The sequence below is a fragment of the Dictyobacter sp. Z7_2 genome (assembly GCF_057551105.1).
This window is the reverse complement of record NZ_BAAJPE010000001.1, coordinates 757,179-776,392: the sequence shown is the minus strand read 5'-3', so window position 1 is coordinate 776,392 and position 19,214 is coordinate 757,179. Positions and strand designations below refer to the sequence as shown.

At 47.8% G+C, this 19,214-nt stretch carries 14 protein-coding genes and 1 pseudogene; 12 read left to right on the top strand and 3 right to left on the bottom strand.

From position 1 onward, the window contains the following. Window positions 1-133 precede the first annotated feature (133 nt). Window positions 134-409: a hypothetical protein gene (locus tag AC27N8_RS02950; RefSeq protein ID WP_487063787.1), complete on the top strand. Its 276-nt coding sequence runs from the start codon at window positions 134-136 to the stop codon at window positions 407-409. Window positions 410-414: 5 nt separating this feature from the next. Here the strand turns inward: AC27N8_RS02950 and AC27N8_RS02945 are convergent, their stop codons facing one another. Next, window positions 415-2,769 carry a caspase family protein gene (locus tag AC27N8_RS02945; protein ID WP_487063785.1) on the bottom strand — a complete coding sequence of 785 codons (2,355 nt, stop codon included), beginning with the start codon at window positions 2,767-2,769 and terminating at the stop codon, window positions 415-417. A gap of 240 nt (window positions 2,770-3,009) precedes the next feature. On the opposite strand from AC27N8_RS02945, the gene AC27N8_RS02940 reads away from it, so the two are divergent. From AC27N8_RS02940 to AC27N8_RS02895, 10 genes and pseudogenes are all read left to right on the top strand, one after another. Continuing rightward, window positions 3,010-3,693, top strand: a complete 684-nt coding sequence (locus AC27N8_RS02940; protein WP_487063783.1) for a transposase family protein — start codon at window positions 3,010-3,012, stop codon at window positions 3,691-3,693. After that, window positions 3,693-4,223, top strand: a complete 531-nt coding sequence (locus tag AC27N8_RS02935; RefSeq protein ID WP_487063781.1) for an ISAs1 family transposase — start codon at window positions 3,693-3,695, stop codon at window positions 4,221-4,223. Before AC27N8_RS02940 ends, AC27N8_RS02935 begins: the two co-directional genes overlap by 1 nt. Before the next feature lie 818 nt (window positions 4,224-5,041). Then, window positions 5,042-5,242: pseudogene (locus AC27N8_RS02930) on the top strand (ATP-dependent helicase); the annotation flags it as partial. Next, window positions 5,242-6,546: a DUF790 family protein gene (locus tag AC27N8_RS02925; RefSeq protein WP_487063779.1), complete on the top strand. Its 1,305-nt coding sequence runs from the start codon at window positions 5,242-5,244 to the stop codon at window positions 6,544-6,546. The pseudogene AC27N8_RS02930 and the gene AC27N8_RS02925, both read left to right, overlap by 1 nt. A 496-nt stretch (window positions 6,547-7,042) precedes the next feature. Next, a complete protein-coding gene (locus AC27N8_RS02920) occupies window positions 7,043-7,678 on the top strand; it encodes a TetR/AcrR family transcriptional regulator (RefSeq protein ID WP_487063777.1) in 636 nt (211 codons plus the stop codon). Window positions 7,679-7,749: 71 nt separating this feature from the next. Continuing rightward, window positions 7,750-8,598, top strand: coding sequence for an alpha/beta fold hydrolase (locus AC27N8_RS02915; protein WP_487063775.1), 849 nt, complete (start codon window positions 7,750-7,752; stop codon window positions 8,596-8,598). Between the two features lie 351 nt (window positions 8,599-8,949). Continuing rightward, a complete protein-coding gene (locus AC27N8_RS02910) occupies window positions 8,950-9,642 on the top strand; it encodes a hypothetical protein (RefSeq protein WP_487063773.1) in 693 nt (230 codons plus the stop codon). Window positions 9,643-9,937: 295 nt separating this feature from the next. After that, entirely contained in the window at window positions 9,938-10,369 is a 432-nt protein-coding gene (locus tag AC27N8_RS02905) for an ester cyclase (protein WP_487063771.1), read from the top strand. Between the two features lie 42 nt (window positions 10,370-10,411). Beyond that, window positions 10,412-11,155 (top strand): DUF998 domain-containing protein, encoded by a 744-nt coding sequence (locus tag AC27N8_RS02900; protein ID WP_487063769.1) that lies wholly within the window; start codon window positions 10,412-10,414, stop codon window positions 11,153-11,155. A 606-nt stretch (window positions 11,156-11,761) separates the two neighbouring features. Beyond that, window positions 11,762-11,899, top strand: coding sequence for a hypothetical protein (locus AC27N8_RS02895; RefSeq protein ID WP_487063767.1), 138 nt, complete (start codon window positions 11,762-11,764; stop codon window positions 11,897-11,899). Window positions 11,900-11,967: 68 nt separating this feature from the next. Here AC27N8_RS02895 and AC27N8_RS02890 read toward each other — a convergent pair whose 3' ends face one another. Beyond that, a complete protein-coding gene (locus tag AC27N8_RS02890) occupies window positions 11,968-12,792 on the bottom strand; it encodes an ABC transporter permease (RefSeq protein WP_487063765.1) in 825 nt (274 codons plus the stop codon). Continuing rightward, window positions 12,782-13,732, bottom strand: coding sequence for an ABC transporter ATP-binding protein (locus AC27N8_RS02885; protein ID WP_487067894.1), 951 nt, complete (start codon window positions 13,730-13,732; stop codon window positions 12,782-12,784). The genes AC27N8_RS02890 and AC27N8_RS02885 overlap by 11 nt, the downstream gene beginning before the upstream one ends. Before the next feature lie 217 nt (window positions 13,733-13,949). Here AC27N8_RS02885 and AC27N8_RS02880 point away from each other — a divergent pair, with 217 nt between their 5' ends. Further along, window positions 13,950-19,214, top strand: coding sequence for a beta-ketoacyl synthase N-terminal-like domain-containing protein (locus AC27N8_RS02880; protein WP_487063763.1), 5,265 nt, complete (start codon window positions 13,950-13,952; stop codon window positions 19,212-19,214).

The following is a 19,214-nucleotide window of genomic DNA, read 5'->3' as shown; positions in this document are numbered from 1 at the left end:
TTGCAGTTTGATATCGTCTCTCTATGAGAGAGAAAAAAGGCTTATACCAATTGAAGTAGTAGCAAAAAACATGTATAATGTTGTATAGTACTTTGATAGTATACAACATTATACATGTTTTTGAGGCGCTTAGATGACTGACATCGAAAATTTTGATGACGGGGATGAAGATATCTTTTCGAATGAAGATATAAGCCATGACTCGCCTTCAAAGGGTAATCGTATCATTCCTTCATGGCTGATGGGAGATTTCTTGTCCTGGCTTGATAATGATCGTCCGGATATTCATATGGTCTGGAACTTATCTGAAAATGATCTGGAGCGACTTATCAATGAATTTGAATATTTTGCTTGCCATCGTTACGGCTTTAATGTTAAGGAATGGCAGCATAACCTTAGGCCCAAATAAATGTGCTACAAACTCTGCCTGAGTGCGACCGAGAATGCCTTGATATTAGCCCAACGCTCTGTAGGCTGGCGGGTGACTGCACGCCTAATAGTTTCATTGAGTTGTGGAGGGACGGCTGGATTATAAAAACTCAGTAACGAGCCTGGTGAGAAGGTTCGATGCGTAATAAGAAGATGGAGTATAGTGCCAAGTTGATAGATATCTGTTGCGGGTCCGGGCATAGTTTCAATATCAGTATTTGGCTCTTCTTGTTCTGGGGCTAAAGAATTCTGCTGCATGTTTTCGCCCTTTTTAGGCTTCCAAGCAGCTAAGCCTATGTTCTGTAGCATCGCATATCGTCCTTTAAATAGGATGATCGTATCGAGAGATAGACAGCGGTGAGATTGATCTTGCTTGTGCAGAATACTCAATGCTTCGCAAAGTGGAAGCATGCTTTGAAGAATGCCTCGTATTGAGGATGCATCGGGCAATTTTTTTGTACCCCCTAACGTCTGAAACAAACTTTGTTCGTTGGTTAATATGTACGCGAACGTAAAGTCTTTTTCGGTATCACTATCTATGAGTGGAAATATAAACGGAAAATCGCGCCGCCCTGCATCCTCCAGTTCGATCAGTATTTGGCGTTCCCTTTTAAGGATTTTTTGCAAATTCATTCCATCTTTGGTAGGGCCTATAATATGCACCTGTTTCAGCCAGAGCGTGAGATCCGTTCCAACATGCCGTGCCTTTGCCTCACGTAAAGTTGCTCCATCGTCGCCAGTTGGTCGTTCTCGGACGGTTGCATGTTCAAGTACATATTTCTCACCCTGTATAGTGATCTCCTGCATATCTTTCCAAGAAAGCGCACCTACCGGCGGAGAAAAAACCACAACATGATTTCTAGGAACTACTTTACTAGCGGGACGGATTTCTTCTTGATAATAAGCCATGATAATATCGCCTTGCCCATTATCCACTGTTATACGCGGATGCTGAAAACAATTATTGGTCATTGCCCACCGTATTACTTTATCAAGTATGTAATTGTAAATATCATGCACTGAAATGCGATCTTTTCCATTGAAATCAGCTTTACCACCTTGCAGCGCCTTCAGCAGATGATAAGTAAACACGCTGCACTTTTTCTCTTCCCACACATAGCTATTCTCACCTATGTCACAGGATGTGAGGATAACAAGTCCCTTTGCCTGCTCAAAGACGCGTTCGATAAATGCAGCGGACATAGATTGTGGTATTCCCTTGCTACCTGGAGGAGTTTCTGTACGGCAGGTATCTAGAATAATCACTTTCTTCTGAGCTGGTGCCCGGAGCATTATGTCTTTCATGACAGAAATCGCCAGTGCAGTATATTTTAGCGTGTTTCTACGTCCGTCGTGGGCAACGAGATAACTCTCTTTACCATCCTGACTTCCGTGACCCGTATAGTAAAAAAGGAGCAAATCTTCAGGATGTGTTCTTTGCGCGATAGTCTCTAATGCTTCGATAATGTTTCCTGCCGTTGGTTTGCTCAATCGGGCATTGTCTCCAGTGAGTTCTAGTATCAATGTATCCTCATCAGCGTCTCCATCGATAAGAAGGCGTATATGCTTTGGATCATAGCCATTATATGTAAGTTGTTTTGCCACATTTTTAGCGTCGTTCACACAAACGTGCAAGGGAGAATAGCTTGTATCTTCATATTCATCGACGCCTACTAATACGCCCCAATAGTTCACCACATTATCATGTACCTGTTCTAGTACAGGGCGTGCCGGTATGAAATCTTTTTGTACTGTTGGTTGCCTTCCATTACCGGATGAAGACAGCGATCTGTCAGTGGAGTAATGAGAGGAGGAGTCAGGGGACCCTTTTGTCATAGATGAGTTGTCTTTAGATCCTACTGATTGTGTTGGTGTAGGAGGAATTAACCCATCAACTATTTTTTTTACGCCCATGGCAATATTCAGAAAAGCTTTGTCTTTATTTCCCCAACTACTTACTGCTATGCCTTTATTTGGTAAAGGCTGGAGTATGCCAAAAGGGGCTTCTTTCCAGTAGGTTTCACGTAATAGGATAGGGATGACGTGGATCTCTCCTACTTTATGCCGTTGTATAAGTTGCTGCATTTCCTTACTATCGCAAAAAGCCAGATTCATAAAATCAGCGCTAATAAGCAAAAGGATAATTTGAGCAGCCTGTAAGTGTTTATTTATCTCTTGGGCTGTAATTCCACCCGCTCTAATATCACGCTCATGCCAGAGACTGATGAGCCCTTGTTGTTTAAATGACTTGAAGGGTCCCTCAAATGCCTTAAGTAACATATCCAGAAATCTCTCGTCTTCCCTCGCAGAGGCGATAAATATTTCGAGTGTTTTGACCATATTTATGTTCTACCCCACTACTCTGTGCAATTAAAATATGTGTACATATCAATTTATTGATGGTGTGAAATCTATTTACTGGCTTAGGATATCCAACAGTATAGTACAAATGAGCTTTACATGCAATATGCGAAGTGATGGAGAGCAGGGCTTCGCAAAAGTCAGGGAGGAGGTGAAAAAAAAGAGCCAATCCAGTAGAATGAAAAAAATCAAACAACTTCATTCGCGGAGAGACTCAAAATGGAATATACCACACTGAGAGCAGAGGTCAAGGCTTCTGAGAGACTTACAAGGCAGCAAAGTATCTCATTGTATCAACTTTGCCAGCAATTTCACGATGGGCGAGCAGCATGTGGCAAACAATATGATCTGGCGGGATTACTGGTTGCCCTGCTCCTGGCGAAATTGGCAGGGATGAAAAGCTTATTGGGAGCCAGTGATTGGGTTCGAGATCAACAACAGCGATTACGTACGCAATTGAACCTTTCCTGGAAACAGATGCCGTGCGCAAATACCTACAAATACGGGCTCATGCACCTTGATAGCCAGCAGGTCAATGAGCAAATTGCGGCCTGGTTAGTACGGCAAGAGGCACAAAGTCGTCGCACAGAGGAACCGAGTCGCCTAGCAACGCAGTCTCCAGGGCGACCTGTCCATTTGGCCATTGATGGGAAAGTCCTTAGAGGCACAGGAAAGCAGGCTTATGGCGGGGAAAAGCCACAAAAGCAGGTGTTACATGTCTATGAGGTCCATGCAGGCATTGTCTTGCAGCAATTTCCAATTGATCAGAAAGAGAATGAGATCAGTGCACTCAACCCCTTCTTGAACGAGGTGCTATGCAAAGGGCGCGTTTTTACTACTGATGCCATCAAAGCTATCACGAGTTTGGACGCACTGTTCAGCGTGCCGGAGGAGATGTGGTGATGATCATCAAAGACAACACGCCAGCCGCACACGCCGATTTGGAATTATTCTTTGAAGATCCCGAGGCAGATCGACACACATGGCAGTCCTTTGAGCAGGTAGAAAAAGGCCATGGTCGTCTGGAGCGACGTCAGATCCTCACGAGCCCGGATCTCAATGAGTATTTGTATCGTGATTGGGGAGAAGTAGAACAGGTGTTTCGGGTGCAACGAGAGCGCAAGATAACGGGTACAAGCAGTCTGGAAGTTGTCTATGGGTGGACGAGTTTGCAGCAGAAGCAGTTTTCAGCCAAACACCTCTTGCAGATCATTCGAGGACATTGGGCCGTGGAAAATCGGCTTCATTGGCGTCGTGATGTCACGCTGGGCGAAGACGGATGTGGTATTCTTGTCCCGTCTGTCGCCCAAATGCTCGTAGTGCTCAATTCCCTGGTGCTTGCGTTGATGGATAGGCATCAGGTTCCTAATGTGGCTCGTCAAATTCGACGTTTTGCATCCCATCCCAATGAAGCCCTTGCCTGGTTGATTTGATAGGATGAGTTACGATGACTTTTGCGAAGCCCTGTGATGGAGAGCACGGTTCCTATTTTCGCAAATTTTTCTATCGATATTACAAGTTTTTGTTACAGAAGCTAACATCTTACACTGTGAGAGTTTGCAACTGATTATCTATAGTGGCAATGCACTTTCAGCCGATCTCCAACGATGTTTCTTATACTCATCTACACGCAGCACTTCACAACCTCTATTGACCAGCAAAAACGCCCATCAAGAAGTTGGATCTTTGGCTTGCCACTGGTAATATATCATCTTATATTGGTGGGGCCATTAATCCCATTATGTGTCTTGCCGATGACAGCTTTAGGCACCTTTTTTGCCGCACAAACATCTAATTTTGTATGCTCTCCCTTCAAAACTCTCAGAAGCGTGGTATGCACTTTAAATAGTGGAAAAAATAAATATGTACAATTATGATACTTTAACCCACCATCTCACCAGACGTGATCTATGATCAGGAACATCTTTCTCTGCCACTGCATAGTAGTGCGGATATCTCTAACTAGTTGCGCCATAAGCTGGCTCAATATCTCATACTTGAGGTCACAGAAATTGATCCCTTTCAGCCATTTTTTTGCTATGGGTTGGGATTGGCAGATCTTGTTGGTCTCTTCGGAGAACTTGAAGACTGGTTAGGTTATGGACTTTTGCCTCTTCAAAGAATGTTGAATGGGGTCTAGTTGCTTTTGATTTCGCAACCAGTAGCATCCTATAGCAGTGCTGGATTAATAAAGAAGCCGTGCTCATTCGTCACACCGATCAGATAGCGTGTTACCTGTCCGACACCGTTCAATGAGGGGGTGGACGTCCCTGAGGCCAAGGTGGCGATTGTGCTGGGCGGAGGCTCGAGTAAACGGGAATATATCCAACGCCTGGGACGGATTTTACGCAAGCAGGAGATGCGCGAGGCCATGCTCTTTGAAGTTTTGGTCCGTGGGACGGTCGAAGAGGGGAAAGTGCAACGCCGGCACGTGCCCAGGGAGCAACGCTGATGCTGACGAGCGACTTGATACGACCTCGGCTCCGTTTCTCCGGCTCGAGGCTCTCTGTAGAGATGGTGAGCGAGCACGATCCTGAGCTGCAACAGACCGCTGAGGAGTTGATTGCTCTGTTGCAAGGCCATCTGGGCAAGACGCAGCAAGCCTGGGAAGAGGCCATGGAGACGTACGAAGGGAATCGGGTTGATTATGTCTTTGTGCGTGGGCTGGCCAAGGTGCTGACGGATGCAGCGACCTTTACGCCTCTTGAGACGCCACTGCCACTCGCCGTCTTGCGAGAACAGGTCTTCGCATATGGTCCTGTGTTCAGGCACTCCGATATTTTTCATGCTCAGACACGACAGGAGGTGTTCCAGCAGGTGGCCACCGCCTTGACGCTCGATGCGGAGCAGGTGGATGATCTGCTCTTTGCCGATCGACCGGCACTGTATCGTCTGACCGATGCCGGTCCCAGGTGGACCGCCTCAGAACTCCTGCACCGCTACAATCTGGAACTGGCACGCGGTGTGCTCTACTGGGCCTCGCGGATCACCATTGAGGCCTTCAGCAATTACAAGGATCTCTGGCGGTATATCAAGTTCTTCAAGCTGATGTTCTGGGCGGAGGCGAAGCCGGAGGGTGGCTATCAGATCGAGCTGGATGGACCGATCTCTCCCTTCGTCTCCTCAACGCTGCGCTACGGCAGGCAGATGGCGGCGTTTCTGCCAGCGCTGCTGCTGTGCGAGCGCTGGCAGTTGCTGGCCCATGTCCGACCGCCGCAGGCCAGGGGAGAGATGATCTATCAGCTCGACTATACCAGTGCGCTGCGCTCCCACTTTCATCGCTCGGGACCCTTTGATAGTCGTCTGGAGGCAGACTTTGCCGGCGAGTTCGAGCAGAAGATCGGCCAGCAGCGCGGACACTGGCGTCTCGAGCGCGAGAGTGAGGTGCTCTTGTTGGGTGATACCGTCATGATCCCCGATTTTACCTTCGTGGATGAGCAGGATGCGACGCGACGCGTGATTGTTGAGTTAGTAGGCTTCTGGCATCCGCAGTACCTGCGACGAAAAGTGGAGAAAGTCCGTGCCGCCAATTGTGCCCACATGCTGTTGCTCGTCTATAAGGGACTTAATGTCACGGAAGAAGCCTTTCAAGAGACAGCTAGCGAAGCGCTCTTCTTTCAGCAAAAGCCGGTGCTCAAAGAGGTGATGGAGGCAGTGGAAGCTATCGCCGAGCGTGTCTATGGACCTCGTCCAAAGCAGAAACGTGTACGCACGTCTTTAAAGTCGAAGCAGTCAGAAGAGACGACGGAAAAATAATGGTGATATCTGGGAAATACCCGTTACTTGGCGATATGCTAATGGCTTGCTGAATCTCAAAACCTGGGAGCAGAAAGGGAATATGTGACAAGATAACCACCTTGAAGCAATGTTTAATCGAAAAATGTTCCTCTCTCTCTTTTACGAATCAGGGTTGTATTCGAAGCACGAAAGTTGAGGGAGATCCTTCAAATCGGGAGAAGATCAGGTATGTGTGAACCTCAATACAAGGGTTCGGTAACATACGTAGAGAGACCTCCTTTTGAGAAATTGTTGTGTTACCTTCTCATGAGAGATCTTTTTTCTTTTATACTACTAGCTTGCTTACATCTCGTTGCGCATCCCGTGGGATGATCGGAATACTGTTGGGATTTCCACCTACCTTCCTGATTTATGAGTGAATCTCAGAATACAAACTCTTGACAAATGTTCTCCCTCTCTGTATATTAAAAATGTCCAAACGTTTGGACTCGAATGAAAGAGAAGAAGGGCAATAATGGTTTTAACCAATAGCGAGAAGCATAGCTCACACAGTCGCGCCCTCATCTTACAATCAGCCCTTCAACTCTTCAGCGCACGTGGATATGATGGCACATCGATTGATGATATCCGTCAGGCGGCGGGATTTAAGTCGAAGGCCAGTCTGTACACACACTTCAAAAGCAAGGAGGAGGTGGCATCAGCCCTTTTACAAGATATCATGGGAGAAAGGGATCGCGTAGTAATGCTGGCATATACTATGACTGATCCAGAACCCTTACAGAAACTTGTCGCTATCGCCAGGGCTTTTATTACCTGGGGAGTAAGTCATCGACAGGAATATGCCTTTTGCTTTTTGCGTGTGCAGCAGGAGATATTAATTCAGGGAAAAGCGCCTTCTTATGTCGTAGAAAAAGGCTTACAGCCTTCGGATCTTCTCCTGGTCAACATTTTGCAAGAGCTGCGTAGAAGAGAGTATCCGGTGCGCCAGATCGCCGACTATGCTCTGTTCAGTATGATAATCGGTATGATCAGTCGGGTGATCATAGACCAGGCGGCGTTTGGCCCAGCAAATCAGGAAACGAGAGTAGAGTACATCCTGCAAGTCTGCTTTGGTATCCTCTTTAGCGAACCTGTACCTATTCCGGCGTAAATGTCTATGCTTTTTTAACTCTAAAAATGTCCGAACGTTTGGACTTTAAAGCAGGAGAAGGAATACCTACCATGGCGCAAAATATGGAAAGCAATGGAACGTTTATCACAGTTCCCGGTGGAACACTAGCCTATGAGGCTACCGGTCAGGGGCCTGTTGTGCTCTGCCTGCCGAGTATGGGAGATACGCGACGCGAGTTTGAGCACTCTGCTCCCCAACTCATAGAGGCTGGATACCGTGTCATCACCACTGACCTGCGCGGGATGGGGCAATCTCGTGGACATTTTACCGCCTATACCATCCAGGCTCTCTCAGCCGATATAGAGGCTATTCTGGAAGCTGAGCATATTGAGCGTGTCTTTCTGGTAGGATGTTCAATATCAGCAGCCTCGGCGGGCCTGTTTGCACTGGAACATCCTGATCGTATAGTGGGATTGGTACTGATTAGTCCGATGGTCTATACACCATCAAACATGATACTACCTGTTCTGCTTGCTACGTTGCTACGCATTCCCGTTCTAAGCCAGGCGATCTGGACGAGTTACTTTAAGAACCTCTATCCCTCGCGTCCAGTAGATTCTGACTACCTGGAAGGCTTGCGTACTAGCCTCAAACAGCCAGGGAGCATGAAAAGTATCTCGGGTATGCTCCTGGCTCCTCGCCTGGATGAGCGTCTCGCACAGATGAGCGTTCCAACACTGGCGTACTTTTGTACAAAAGATCCTGACTTTACCAACGAGCAAGGAGTACGTGAGGCTGCAGCAAAGCTTCAGCGCCAGATACCTGATGCCGAGGTGGTTATTCTGGATGATTTGGGACATTATCCACAGCGAGAGGCTCCAGAACTCATCATGCCAAAGATGGTCAGCTGGCTAAGAGCATTGTCTGGCTCACCAGCCAGAAACAAGCCTGTGATTTGACATTGGTTTTGTCCTCATCATCGAAGCATATGCTGTCCTATGACCAGCGCTGAGAAGCGGTTTAAGCAGGAAATAAACGTGTGCCGTTGGAGCAGGCGGCTGAAGGGATGCGCCTGGCCGAGTCAGGCAACATGGTGGGCAAAGTTGTGCTGGTCCCTGGCATGGCCTAAAGTGTAAAACACGGAATGAAATGGGAGGAATATGTACACATAAGTGGGTCATGATTCCCTCAAAAAGTGAGAGTGCGACCCCCTGATTATCACATTTTGGCTCACTTCATTCCGTGATTTACAGTATAGGAACTCAAGATCTATCATTATTCTGATAACAACACCTATCGGAGGCTTCATCATGAACAAGACCAGTCTGGAAGACACCGAGGCCAACAAGGTTGCTCAGCGTCTGAAAAGCCAGTTCGCTCCAGCCTATTTGACGCTTGCAAGCATCATCCAGGGCGTGACTCTTTCAACATTGGTCGCTCGTGTCGAAGCGACCAATACAGGATTTGATGCGGTGGCATGGCTGCTTACGATAACAACATTCCTGGTCATTCTCGATATCTGGAACGAATATCTGATGATGGTTCAGGCCTATGTTTGGCTGCCGAGCTTGCTCGATTCGATCGTTCCTTTTGCCTTCGTCGCAGCTGAACTCTTCCTTGTCCATTTCATCTATGGGAACATGCGTGGATGGCTCCTTGCCTATGCAGCGTGCTATCTTGTGGGCATCGCGGCGTGGTTCCTGCAACAGGTACAAGTCCGTGGTCTGACCGAAGAGAACAAGGGAATTCATGCGTTGCTGGTATCCCAGGATCGGTCTCGCGGTGTGCTCGTTGTGATCCTTACCATCCTCAGCTTCCTGGCATGGGGGCTCTATGATGTGCTGCATTTGGAGCAGGTGCAACTCATCATCGCATTGGGTGCCTTCATTGGATGTATTCTCTTCATCAGTAGCTCTATCCCGTTTTGGAACCAACTCATCACCTATGCTTTGGGGAAACCTGTTCCTGAACAGCAAAAAAACCTGGAGCGGCGAGCAAAGTAGTCGTATGTGACTCCAATCATCTGATCAGCGTCGGCGATGAAGGGGCTTCTTCCCTCATGAGATACTGCTCGAAGTCGTCTAGGCGCTGATCCAAGTTTTTGAAAGATGGGAGCGATTTCCCCCAACACAAAATGTCCGGTAATACTTTGTGCTCATTCTTGTTTCTACGCTGCTCAGTTATACCCATGTGGCTTCCTTATGCAAACCCTTGACAAATGTTCTCACTCTCTGTATATTAAAAATGTCCGAACGTTTGGACTCGAATGAAAGAGAAGAACGGAAAAGGAAATATGCTATGTCTTTCCCATCAAACAAAGAACTCTGGCTCCCCTGGATTGCGTTATGGAATGGAAATCTGTCCATTGCTGATGAAATCATTGCACCAAACTTCGTCACTCATTTTGCTCCCATTGGGAATAGTCCTGGTGAGGTACATGGTCCCGATGGACTGAAGCAGTGGATTGGTGCGGCAGTCAGAGCCTTTACTGACTACAGCTTTACGACGACGGTTGGTCCTCTTGCAGATGAAGACCATGTTGCGGGTCGATGGCTCTTTCGTGCAATCTATCAAGGGGGAATGCCAGGAGCTTCACCTGATGCAGTTGGAAAACAGGTTGAGTATGCAGGGATGGACCTCTTTCGTGTCGAAGCTGGGAAAATCGTCGAATATTGGCTCTGTGCAGACACGCTGCAATTATTGCAACAAGTCGGTGTAATTCCCTCCTGAAAGAGGCTCTTCACCTCTCCCAGACAACAGAAAGGCACAACTATGACTGACTATAGACCAACCGTACGCCAGGATCAGCCGTATCCGAGCACATTTGCGGGTACCTACCAGCGGGACCAGGGATTGAGCATCGCTGCAGCCACTCTCTTGATCATTGCAGTATGCGAATATTTGGCGCTAGAGGCGATCACTGCCTCAGCGTGGAAGACACCCGTGTATAGCTACGCATCCAACTGGATTAGCGACCTTGGAGTACCCGATTGCAGTATCTTTCAAGGCCGACAGATTTGTTCACCACTTCACAATCTTATGAATACAGGATTTATTATCCAGGGAGCGCTTTTTCTCATCGCCAGTATCCTGCTACTGCGGCTCTTTTCGAAGGCGTCGCAATGGGTCTATCTTCCTCTTGCGCTTCTCTATAGCATCGGCATCATTCTTGTGGGAACATTTCACGGATCCGCTGCCGCAACCGAAAACGGCACCGTCGCCTTCCACTTCCTCGGTGCTTTCATGGCAATTCCGGCGGGAAACACCATCGCAATCGTGACGGGTTTCCAATGGCATCGTCTCAAGACTCCACGCTGGTTCGGCAGAATAAGCATCGTCCTCGGCTTCATCGGAATCGTGAGTGTGATCGTTCTCTTTCCCACGATTGGTCGTATTCCGTCCGGCATTCCTGAACGCGTCTCGGTCTACACGATCCTTCTCTGGCAGCTTCTCACTGGCATCGTACTCCTCGTCGCCTGCGTCAACGCACGGGGTCAAAGATCAAGGAAACACTAGGCCCCTGAGCAGTTGCACAACGCTGTCTCCTTGCTCAGACTGTTGCTAAATTGTTTTTCTGTGCTCAGATATGAGTGTATATTCCTCGTTGGCCTCAGCCAGGTAAATGAATTTAGCAACAGTATCCGTTGCTACTGAAAATTCCTCAACGGTTCTACCGTTTCATGGTACGTCGTAGTGCGCCCAAAGAGGCCTCTCATCCCTGTATCACTCAAAAATGAATCTTGCGTGAGATAGACCCGATCGACAAATGGGAGTGTGACTAATGGGATAATATGGCCGCCCAGGTCAAGATATCGTTTTATGGCAGTTTTTAAGATCGCGTTTTCAAGCTCAAAACTTGTCATTCGTTACATGCTTTCGAGGTTGCTAAATGCTGAGCGCCCTTCAGAAGCCGATGAAAACTGTTCATAAAATTTGTACTTTCGGCCAACTTATGCTTTGTAGCAAGCAAGGGTGTTTGAGCTTGATTAGTTGTGCTTAACGGCCAATTTATGGTTTTTTGGGTGGCCATTAATTGCTTTTAGTCACAAAAAGACGTATGTAACACTGAAAATAAGATAGTATTCTATCCATGCCTTACCCAAGAAGAAAGGACTATCTAGAATGACTAAAAAAGGTAAAGAGATTGCTGAAAGAGTCTCTTCCGAAGAACCCAGTCACAGCGGCAGCCCGAATATAGAACGCGAAGTTGCCGGGAAAACACGCCGGGAAAAGAACACAGAGTATCAAAGCACCTACTGAGCCTCGGCAATAAACTGGTAGATCATCGTTCTGTTTTCGAAAAGATGGCCAGCGCTTTTTTTAGATTATCATGCAGTACGCCAATCGAGAAAGATATACGTCAGCGTAAGAAAAAAGATGGAAAAGAAAACAAGAATAGCTATATCAAAGGCAAAATTGAGATGCAGCTGATTGGAGAGAACAGCACGAAAGGCATCGGCGACATAGGTTGTAGGTACAAACCGTGCGATGATCTGTAAAGGCAATGGAAGCACGTTCGCGGGAATCATCATGGGGGAAAGAAAACCAACAAAGATAAGTAGGATATTTCCCATCATGTTTGCTATTTGTCCATTAGGAGTATAACAACCCAGCAAGGTTCCTAACGCTGTCATTGGCAAGACACATAGTGGGATTAATGGTGCCAGTAAGAGATGATTTACTGCTAATGGTAAGCCGAAGATCAAGCTACCGATGACGTAGATACCAATAATGCCTGGTAGCGCGAATAGTAAAGAGACCGTAATAATCGCAAAAACCAGTGTGAATTTTGCCAGTGGGAGAGCAATCCAATATTCGAATTCTTTGATTTGCTTGGCCCAGCCGATTTTTGAAATGAGGAAGTTAGTTGGGCCGAAGGCAATTGAGGCTGCCATGTTGCCGCCTAATAAGAAGATGGCCTGATCCTGACTTTTGACCACTCCTACAGCTTTCAAAAAAAAGATGATACCAGCTGGCAGGAGTAATCCCATGAAGACCTGGAGAAACCAGATTGTCCGATACTCAACTAACATGATACGGAACATGACGATATATTGTCTTATAGCGGCAAGAATAGTAAAGCGTCGTCGAGGATAGGGAGGTAATGCCATATCTCCATGTTGTAATTCAGACGCCAATAGTTTATTCGACAAGGTCGCTTCCACCTCCAAATTTCAGATAGACATCCTCTAGCGAAGGAGTCTGAACACGAAAATCTTCCAGTTTGTCGAGTCCGATCTGAAATATGATGAGATCCATGGCACTACGCGTAGCGTCACGATCACAAAGAATGTTTACATGTTGCGGTGTCCGGTTGTGGACCTCACCAAGTGAAGCAAATAGCTCGCGATATGCCTCGACAGAGGCATATTCAGCTTTTAAGATCACTTCAAGTCTGATGCGTTGATCAACCTGGGACTTTAACTCACCAATCGTGCCAAGCGCAAGCAGGCGTCCATGGTTAATAATGCTCACGCGCTGGATAATACGCTCGGCTTCCAGCACGTTGTGCGTGACGATGATGATGGTCTTGCCCTGGCGGTTCAGATCGAACAGTTTTTCCCATACTTTGATGCGTACGACCGGGTCGAGATCGTTGGTCGGTTCATCAAAGATTTGGATCGGTCGATCGCCCACGAAGGTCAGACCAAGGTGGACAAGGCGTAGCTGACCCCCTGAAAGATGGCGCATGAGCTTTTTACGAAACTCCCCAAGACCTAGCTCATCCACGAGTGCTTTGGTTTGTTTACGCGCTTCAGCACGTGAACAGCCACGCAATTGTGCTGTGTATTGTAATGCTTCTTCGGGATAAAGATCACGTAACGCGAACATCTCTTGCGTTTGGAGGGAGATATATTCAGGGATGATGTGCGGATTCCTGGTGACATCCATGCCATAGAGATGAATAGAGCCGGATGTGGGACGCGTTAAGCCAGAGAGCTGGTTAATCAAGGTGGATTTACCAGCTCCATTTGGACCCAGCAAACCAAAGATTTCTCCTTCCTGAATAGAGAACGAGATGTTATCGTTGGCCCTGGTTGTGCTTCCCTTATATATCTTTGTTAATTGCGAAATAGAATAAACAGTACCCATTGTATAATGATAAACATAAATAAAGTTAACCGTCAAATATGGTTTGCGCAGTACCATAAATCTGGCCGTTATTTTGTGTATATTTCACTTGCATTTTAGCACGACTCTCATGCATAATAGTTGTAGTTTTTGGTGCATGAGTTCACTATTTAAGTGACCATCAACACATTTAATTTTTTATGCAACAACCATTGAGTTCTCTTTTCACAAGGAATATGTGAATACAATCATTCAGAAACCAAATCATTTCGGGGATAATTTTGTTGATTTACTGCGTTGGAGAGCAGAACAACAGCCAGATGAACAAGCTTGCATATTTCTTGCCGATGGTGAAGAACGCGAAACACCTTTGACATATGCAGAACTCCATCAGCAAGCCTGCTATATAGCCTCACTCCTACAAGCTCAGATGAAGCAGTCCGGTGAGCGAGTGTTACTCCTCTATCCTTCCGGTATAGACTATCTCGCGGCTATTTTTGGCTGTTTATATGCAGGGGTCATTGCTGTCCCTGCCTATCCCCCTAAGATGAACCATAATCTGCAACGTATTGAGGCCATTCTGCGCGATGCACAAGCGACGATTGCTTTGACCACACTGCCAATTTTGACGTCTTTGCAGCAAAAATTCGCGGATAATCCATATATCCAGAAGATACAGTGGATTGCGACGGACGTGAAAAAAGCAGAAGGTGATGTCTATGATTGGAGCATACCAGCTATTACGGGTGAGACTGTTGCCTTTCTGCAATACACATCGGGCTCGACCGGAGCGCCCAAAGGCGTGATGATTACTCATAATAACTTGATACGCAACGCCAGCTTTATTCAAAAGGGAATGGGGTTTCGACCAGATATTCCGATGGTTAGCTGGCTGCCTCCTTATCATGATATGGGATTGATGGGAGGAATATTAGAGACGGTGTATGTTGGGGGGCCGCTGGTACTTATGCCTGCCGCTGCTTTCCTCCAACAACCTCTACGCTGGCTACGTGCTATTTCTCGTTATCACGCACAAGGAAGTGGAGCACCTAATTTTGCCTTTGATCTGTGTGTGAGTAAAGCAACTCCTGAAAACATTGCCGAGCTCGATTTGAGTAGTTGGGAGGTGGCTTTTTCAGGGGCCGAACCGATCCAGCCCCAAACCCTTGAGCGCTTTTCTCGTACATTTGCCTCATGTGGATTTCGTCAAGAGGCTTTTTATCCCTGTTATGGTCTGGCGGAAGCCACGCTTTTTGTCGCTGGTAGCTTTAGAGAGCAATCTCCACGCGTGCAGTATGTTGACGCTGCTGCGATCGAGACCGGACGGGTTATTATCAACCCAGCCCAAAGTGCTCAGACACGTCCGTTTGTGAGCAGTGGACATGCCATGGCAGGACAACAGATTGCGATTGTTGATCCAGTGAGTCTGACCAGATGCGCCTCTGACCAGATTGGCGAGATCTGGGCCTCTGGTCCAAATATTGCGGCTGGCTATTGGAACAGACCGTCAGAGAGCCAGCAGACGTTTCAGGCCTCTATGCAGAATAGTAACGAGGGTCCCTTTCTCCGAACAGGCGATCTGGGCTTTTCCTTACAGGGAGAACTCTTTGTGGTGGGACGCCTCAAAGATGTGATTATTATACGCGGCCGTAATCTCTATCCACAGGACATTGAAACCAGTGTTGAAAACAGCCATCCTGCTCTCCGCGCAGGATGCTGCGCCGCATTTTCTTTCAATGATGAACAAGGCGAACATCTGGTCGTTGTGCAAGAAATCGAGCGACATCATCAAAAGTGGGAGAAAACGGCGATTGTTCAAGCCATACGCCAAAAAATCGTCGTGGATTTCGATATCGAAGTTTCTGCCATCGCGCTGCTCCGTGCCGGTACCATTCTTAAAACGACGAGTGGCAAAATTCAACGTCGAGCTTGTCAGCAAAGTTTCCTCGATGAAAGCCTCAATGTTGTGTATCAATGGAGCCAGAAAGCCGTCCAGACACAAACAGCCCAACTATCTGATAGGCCACCCTTTGCCAAAGAGGAGGGAGCGGCAGCAACGCACCTATCTCTTCCTGCGCAAGCGACACCTGACAGACACGCAATTGTGCGTTGGATGAGCGAGCAGATCGCCCAACGTGCACAACTTGATCCTCACACCATTGATCCTCATCTCCCTTTCGTCAACTATGGACTTGATTCTGTGGCTGCGGTGAGTCTCTCGGGCGATTTAGCACAATGGTTGCAACGCTCGCTTTCTCCAACGTTGATATATGATTATCCATCGATTGATGCACTCTCATACTATCTTTCCGACGAAATATTTCCTCAAGAACAGACGCAAAAAAGTGGAGTTGCAGAAGTAAACCATTCAGCATCAACCCGGGAAACCGATGCCATCGCGATTATTGGATTTGCCTGTCGCTTTCCAGGAGCACCCAATATCGACGCTTTCTGGCAGGTATTGCATGATGGTGTTGATGCTATTTCGGAAGTACCTGCTGACCGCTGGTCACTGGATACATGGTATCAAGCTGGTCCAACTGCGGCGAATAAGATGAATACCCGCTGGGGTGGTTTTTTGTCCGATGTGGATCAATTTGATCCGACGTTCTTCGAAATATCTCCTCGTGAAGCTGTAAAGATGGATCCTCAGCAACGACTCCTGATGGAGGTGGCCTGGGAGACATTTGAACATGCGGCTCTGGCTCCTCATACGCTGGCTGGCAGTCGGACTGGCGTCTTCATTGGCATCAGCGGTAGCGATTATACGCTCTTACAGCAACAAGCCGGCTCGGTGGATGCGTATGTGGGTACTGGTAATGCGCATAGTATCGCCGCGAACCGTCTCTCGTATGCGTTTGATCTGCGTGGACCAAGTATGGCTCTCGATAGCGCCTGTTCCTCTTCTTTGCTGGCACTTCATCAGGCCGCTCAAAGTATCCGTAGCGGCGAAAGCTCATTGGCGCTCGCCGGTGGCGTAAACTTGCTTTTGACACCCGAACCAACGCTTACGTTCTCGCAAGCTCATATGATGTCTCCCGATGGACATTGCAAAACCTTTGATGAAAGCGCCGATGGCTATGTACGTAGTGAGGGCTGTGGTCTGGTTTTACTCAAGCCCCTGGCTGATGCACAGCGTGATGGAAATCGTGTTTTTGCTCTTTTGCGTGGGTCTGCGACCAATCAAGACGGTGCCAGCAATGGCTTGACGGCACCCAATGGCCCAGCGCAAGAGATGGTTATCCGTGAGGCATTGGTGAACGCCAACGTGTCGGCAGCGCAGCTCAGCTATATCGAAACCCATGGAACTGGTACGTCGCTGGGTGATCCGATTGAGGTGACTGCACTCAAAAATGTATTGCTTCCACAGCGTGATGCGCAACAAGTATGCTGGCTGGGCGCTGTGAAAACGAATATTGGACATCTAGAGGCGGCCGCTGGTATTGCCAGCGTGATTAAAACAGTGCTTAGCTTCATGCATCAGGAAATTCCAGCCAACCTGCATTTCCAAAAACTGAATCCTCGTATTCAACTTGAAGGGGGGCCTTTACAGCTTGCCACGACACGGCAGCCATGGCCGCAACAGGCGCGGCAACTGGCAGGGGTAAGTGCCTTTGGCTTTGGGGGCACAAATGTACATGTGATTCTGGAGGCCGCTCCCGTTGTGACTCACGAGCATATAGCGCCTGAGCGCACTCCCGCCGTGGATGAACGCCCACAACATCTGCTGACACTCTCGGCCAAAAGCGAGGAAGCGTTTGCTCTCCTGACACAGCGTTACATCGCTTTGTTTCAAGAGCCAAACGCGTTATCCTTCCCTGATATTGCCTTTAGCGCCAACACGGGACGAAAACATTTCCCGTATCGAAAAGCGTTTGTTGCCTCTTCAAAGACGCAGCTCAATTTACAATTGCAAGAGACAGCTCGGACTCCTCCTCAAAAATTGATGACTCAGACAAGCTCGCGTAAGATCGCGTTTCTCTTTACTGGTCAGGGGGCGCAATATGCGGATATGGGACGCCAATTGTACGAGACACAGCCAACTTTTCGTCAGGCACTCACGCGCTGTGATGTGATTCTGCGTGATGAACTCGAATATTCGTTACTTGAAGTCATTTATACCAATACCGAAAAACAAAAACTCCTGGATGAGACATCCTATACACAACCAGCACTCTTTGCGCTGGAATATGCGCTCGCTCAACTCTGGCGCTCCTGGGGCGTCGCACCCGATATGGTAATGGGGCATAGCGTTGGCGAGTATGTGGCCGCCTGTATTGCAGGAATACTCAGCCTGGAAGACGCGCTCAAGCTTGTGACCAGACGTGGACGTTTGATGCAAGCACTTCCTTCTCATGGCACGATGCTGACTGTGCTGGCTCCGTTAAGTGATTGGTCTGACTTGCGCACGTCTTTTCAGTCGGAGATCAGTATTGCCGCTATCAATGGACCACAACATATAGTCATTTCAGGCACTGAGACCGCGATTGATACCGTGGAGCAGCAATTGAAAATGAAGGGTATCATCACACGCTCATTGCACGTTTCGCATGCCTTCCACTCGTTTCTGTTAGAGCCGATGCTTGAGTCCTTTGAGCAGTATGCGCAGACGCTTCCTGCACAGCCAGCACGTATCCCGCTGGTCAGTAATCTGAGTGGAGAAGTTATATGGCCTGGTGACACGATAGATGCGCAGTATTGGCGACGACAAGCTCGTGAGACTGTACAATTTGCCGCCAGCATTCAGACCCTGGTTCAGGCAGGTATCACCCATTTTATTGAACTTGGACCCCATGCTGTCCTTACGACGATGGCTCAAACGAGCCTGACGCAGTCGGGAGAGCAGCAGGCGACGAGGTATCATTGGTATAGCAGTCTTCGTAAAGGACAAGAAAACTGGCAGACGTTGCTTGCTACCGTTGCGGCTCTTTACACGCACGGGATAGAGATAAATTGGTCTGGTTTTGATCGCGACTATCAACGCCGTTATGTCACGCTACCAGGGCATCCTTTTATCCGACAACGCTACTGGATAGACAACAAGCAGACAGCAGAAAAAGAGGCTACAGTTGTCGCTCATAGCGATGTCGTTCAGTCAACAAGCAGGCATCCACTGCTTGATAACTATCAGATTCGACTTCCGGCCGCCAATATTCATGTCTGGGAGAGTCAATTGGATGCAGCACGGCTGTCGCAATTACAGCATCATCGCATACAAGGAGCCGTGGCTCTCTCGATGTTTACCTATGCGGAAATTGCGCTTGCCGCAGCGGCCGAAGCCTTTGGAGATACCAATTATCGTCTACATAAATTGCAGATTGAAAAAATGTTGCTCTTGCCAGAACATGGAACCCGCAAGATTCAATTTGTTCTGGAAGCAAGCGCAGCGCATGCGATAGATTTTCGGCTCTACAGTCAAGTTGCTATGCCTATGACCCAGGATGACAAGGATGTCTGGATGCTTCATGTCACAGGTACGTTGCAGTATGGATACAAAAGGTAA

Excerpts from the sequence above, each read along its gene's own strand:
- AC27N8_RS02950 (WP_487063787.1), top strand. The coding sequence starts at position 134 with ATGACTGACATCGAAAATTTTGATGACGGGGATGAAGATATCTTTTCG.
- AC27N8_RS02945 (WP_487063785.1), bottom strand. The coding sequence starts at position 2,769 with ATGGTCAAAACACTCGAAATATTTATCGCCTCTGCGAGGGAAGACGAG.
- AC27N8_RS02940 (WP_487063783.1), top strand. The coding sequence starts at position 3,010 with ATGGAATATACCACACTGAGAGCAGAGGTCAAGGCTTCTGAGAGACTT.
- AC27N8_RS02935 (WP_487063781.1), top strand. The coding sequence starts at position 3,693 with ATGATCATCAAAGACAACACGCCAGCCGCACACGCCGATTTGGAATTA.
- AC27N8_RS02925 (WP_487063779.1), top strand. The coding sequence starts at position 5,242 with ATGCTGACGAGCGACTTGATACGACCTCGGCTCCGTTTCTCCGGCTCG.
- AC27N8_RS02920 (WP_487063777.1), top strand. The coding sequence starts at position 7,043 with ATGGTTTTAACCAATAGCGAGAAGCATAGCTCACACAGTCGCGCCCTC.
- AC27N8_RS02915 (WP_487063775.1), top strand. The coding sequence starts at position 7,750 with ATGGCGCAAAATATGGAAAGCAATGGAACGTTTATCACAGTTCCCGGT.
- AC27N8_RS02910 (WP_487063773.1), top strand. The coding sequence starts at position 8,950 with ATGAACAAGACCAGTCTGGAAGACACCGAGGCCAACAAGGTTGCTCAG.
- AC27N8_RS02905 (WP_487063771.1), top strand. The coding sequence starts at position 9,938 with ATGTCTTTCCCATCAAACAAAGAACTCTGGCTCCCCTGGATTGCGTTA.
- AC27N8_RS02900 (WP_487063769.1), top strand. The coding sequence starts at position 10,412 with ATGACTGACTATAGACCAACCGTACGCCAGGATCAGCCGTATCCGAGC.
- AC27N8_RS02895 (WP_487063767.1), top strand. The coding sequence starts at position 11,762 with ATGACTAAAAAAGGTAAAGAGATTGCTGAAAGAGTCTCTTCCGAAGAA.
- AC27N8_RS02885 (WP_487067894.1), bottom strand. The coding sequence starts at position 13,732 with ATGGGTACTGTTTATTCTATTTCGCAATTAACAAAGATATATAAGGGA.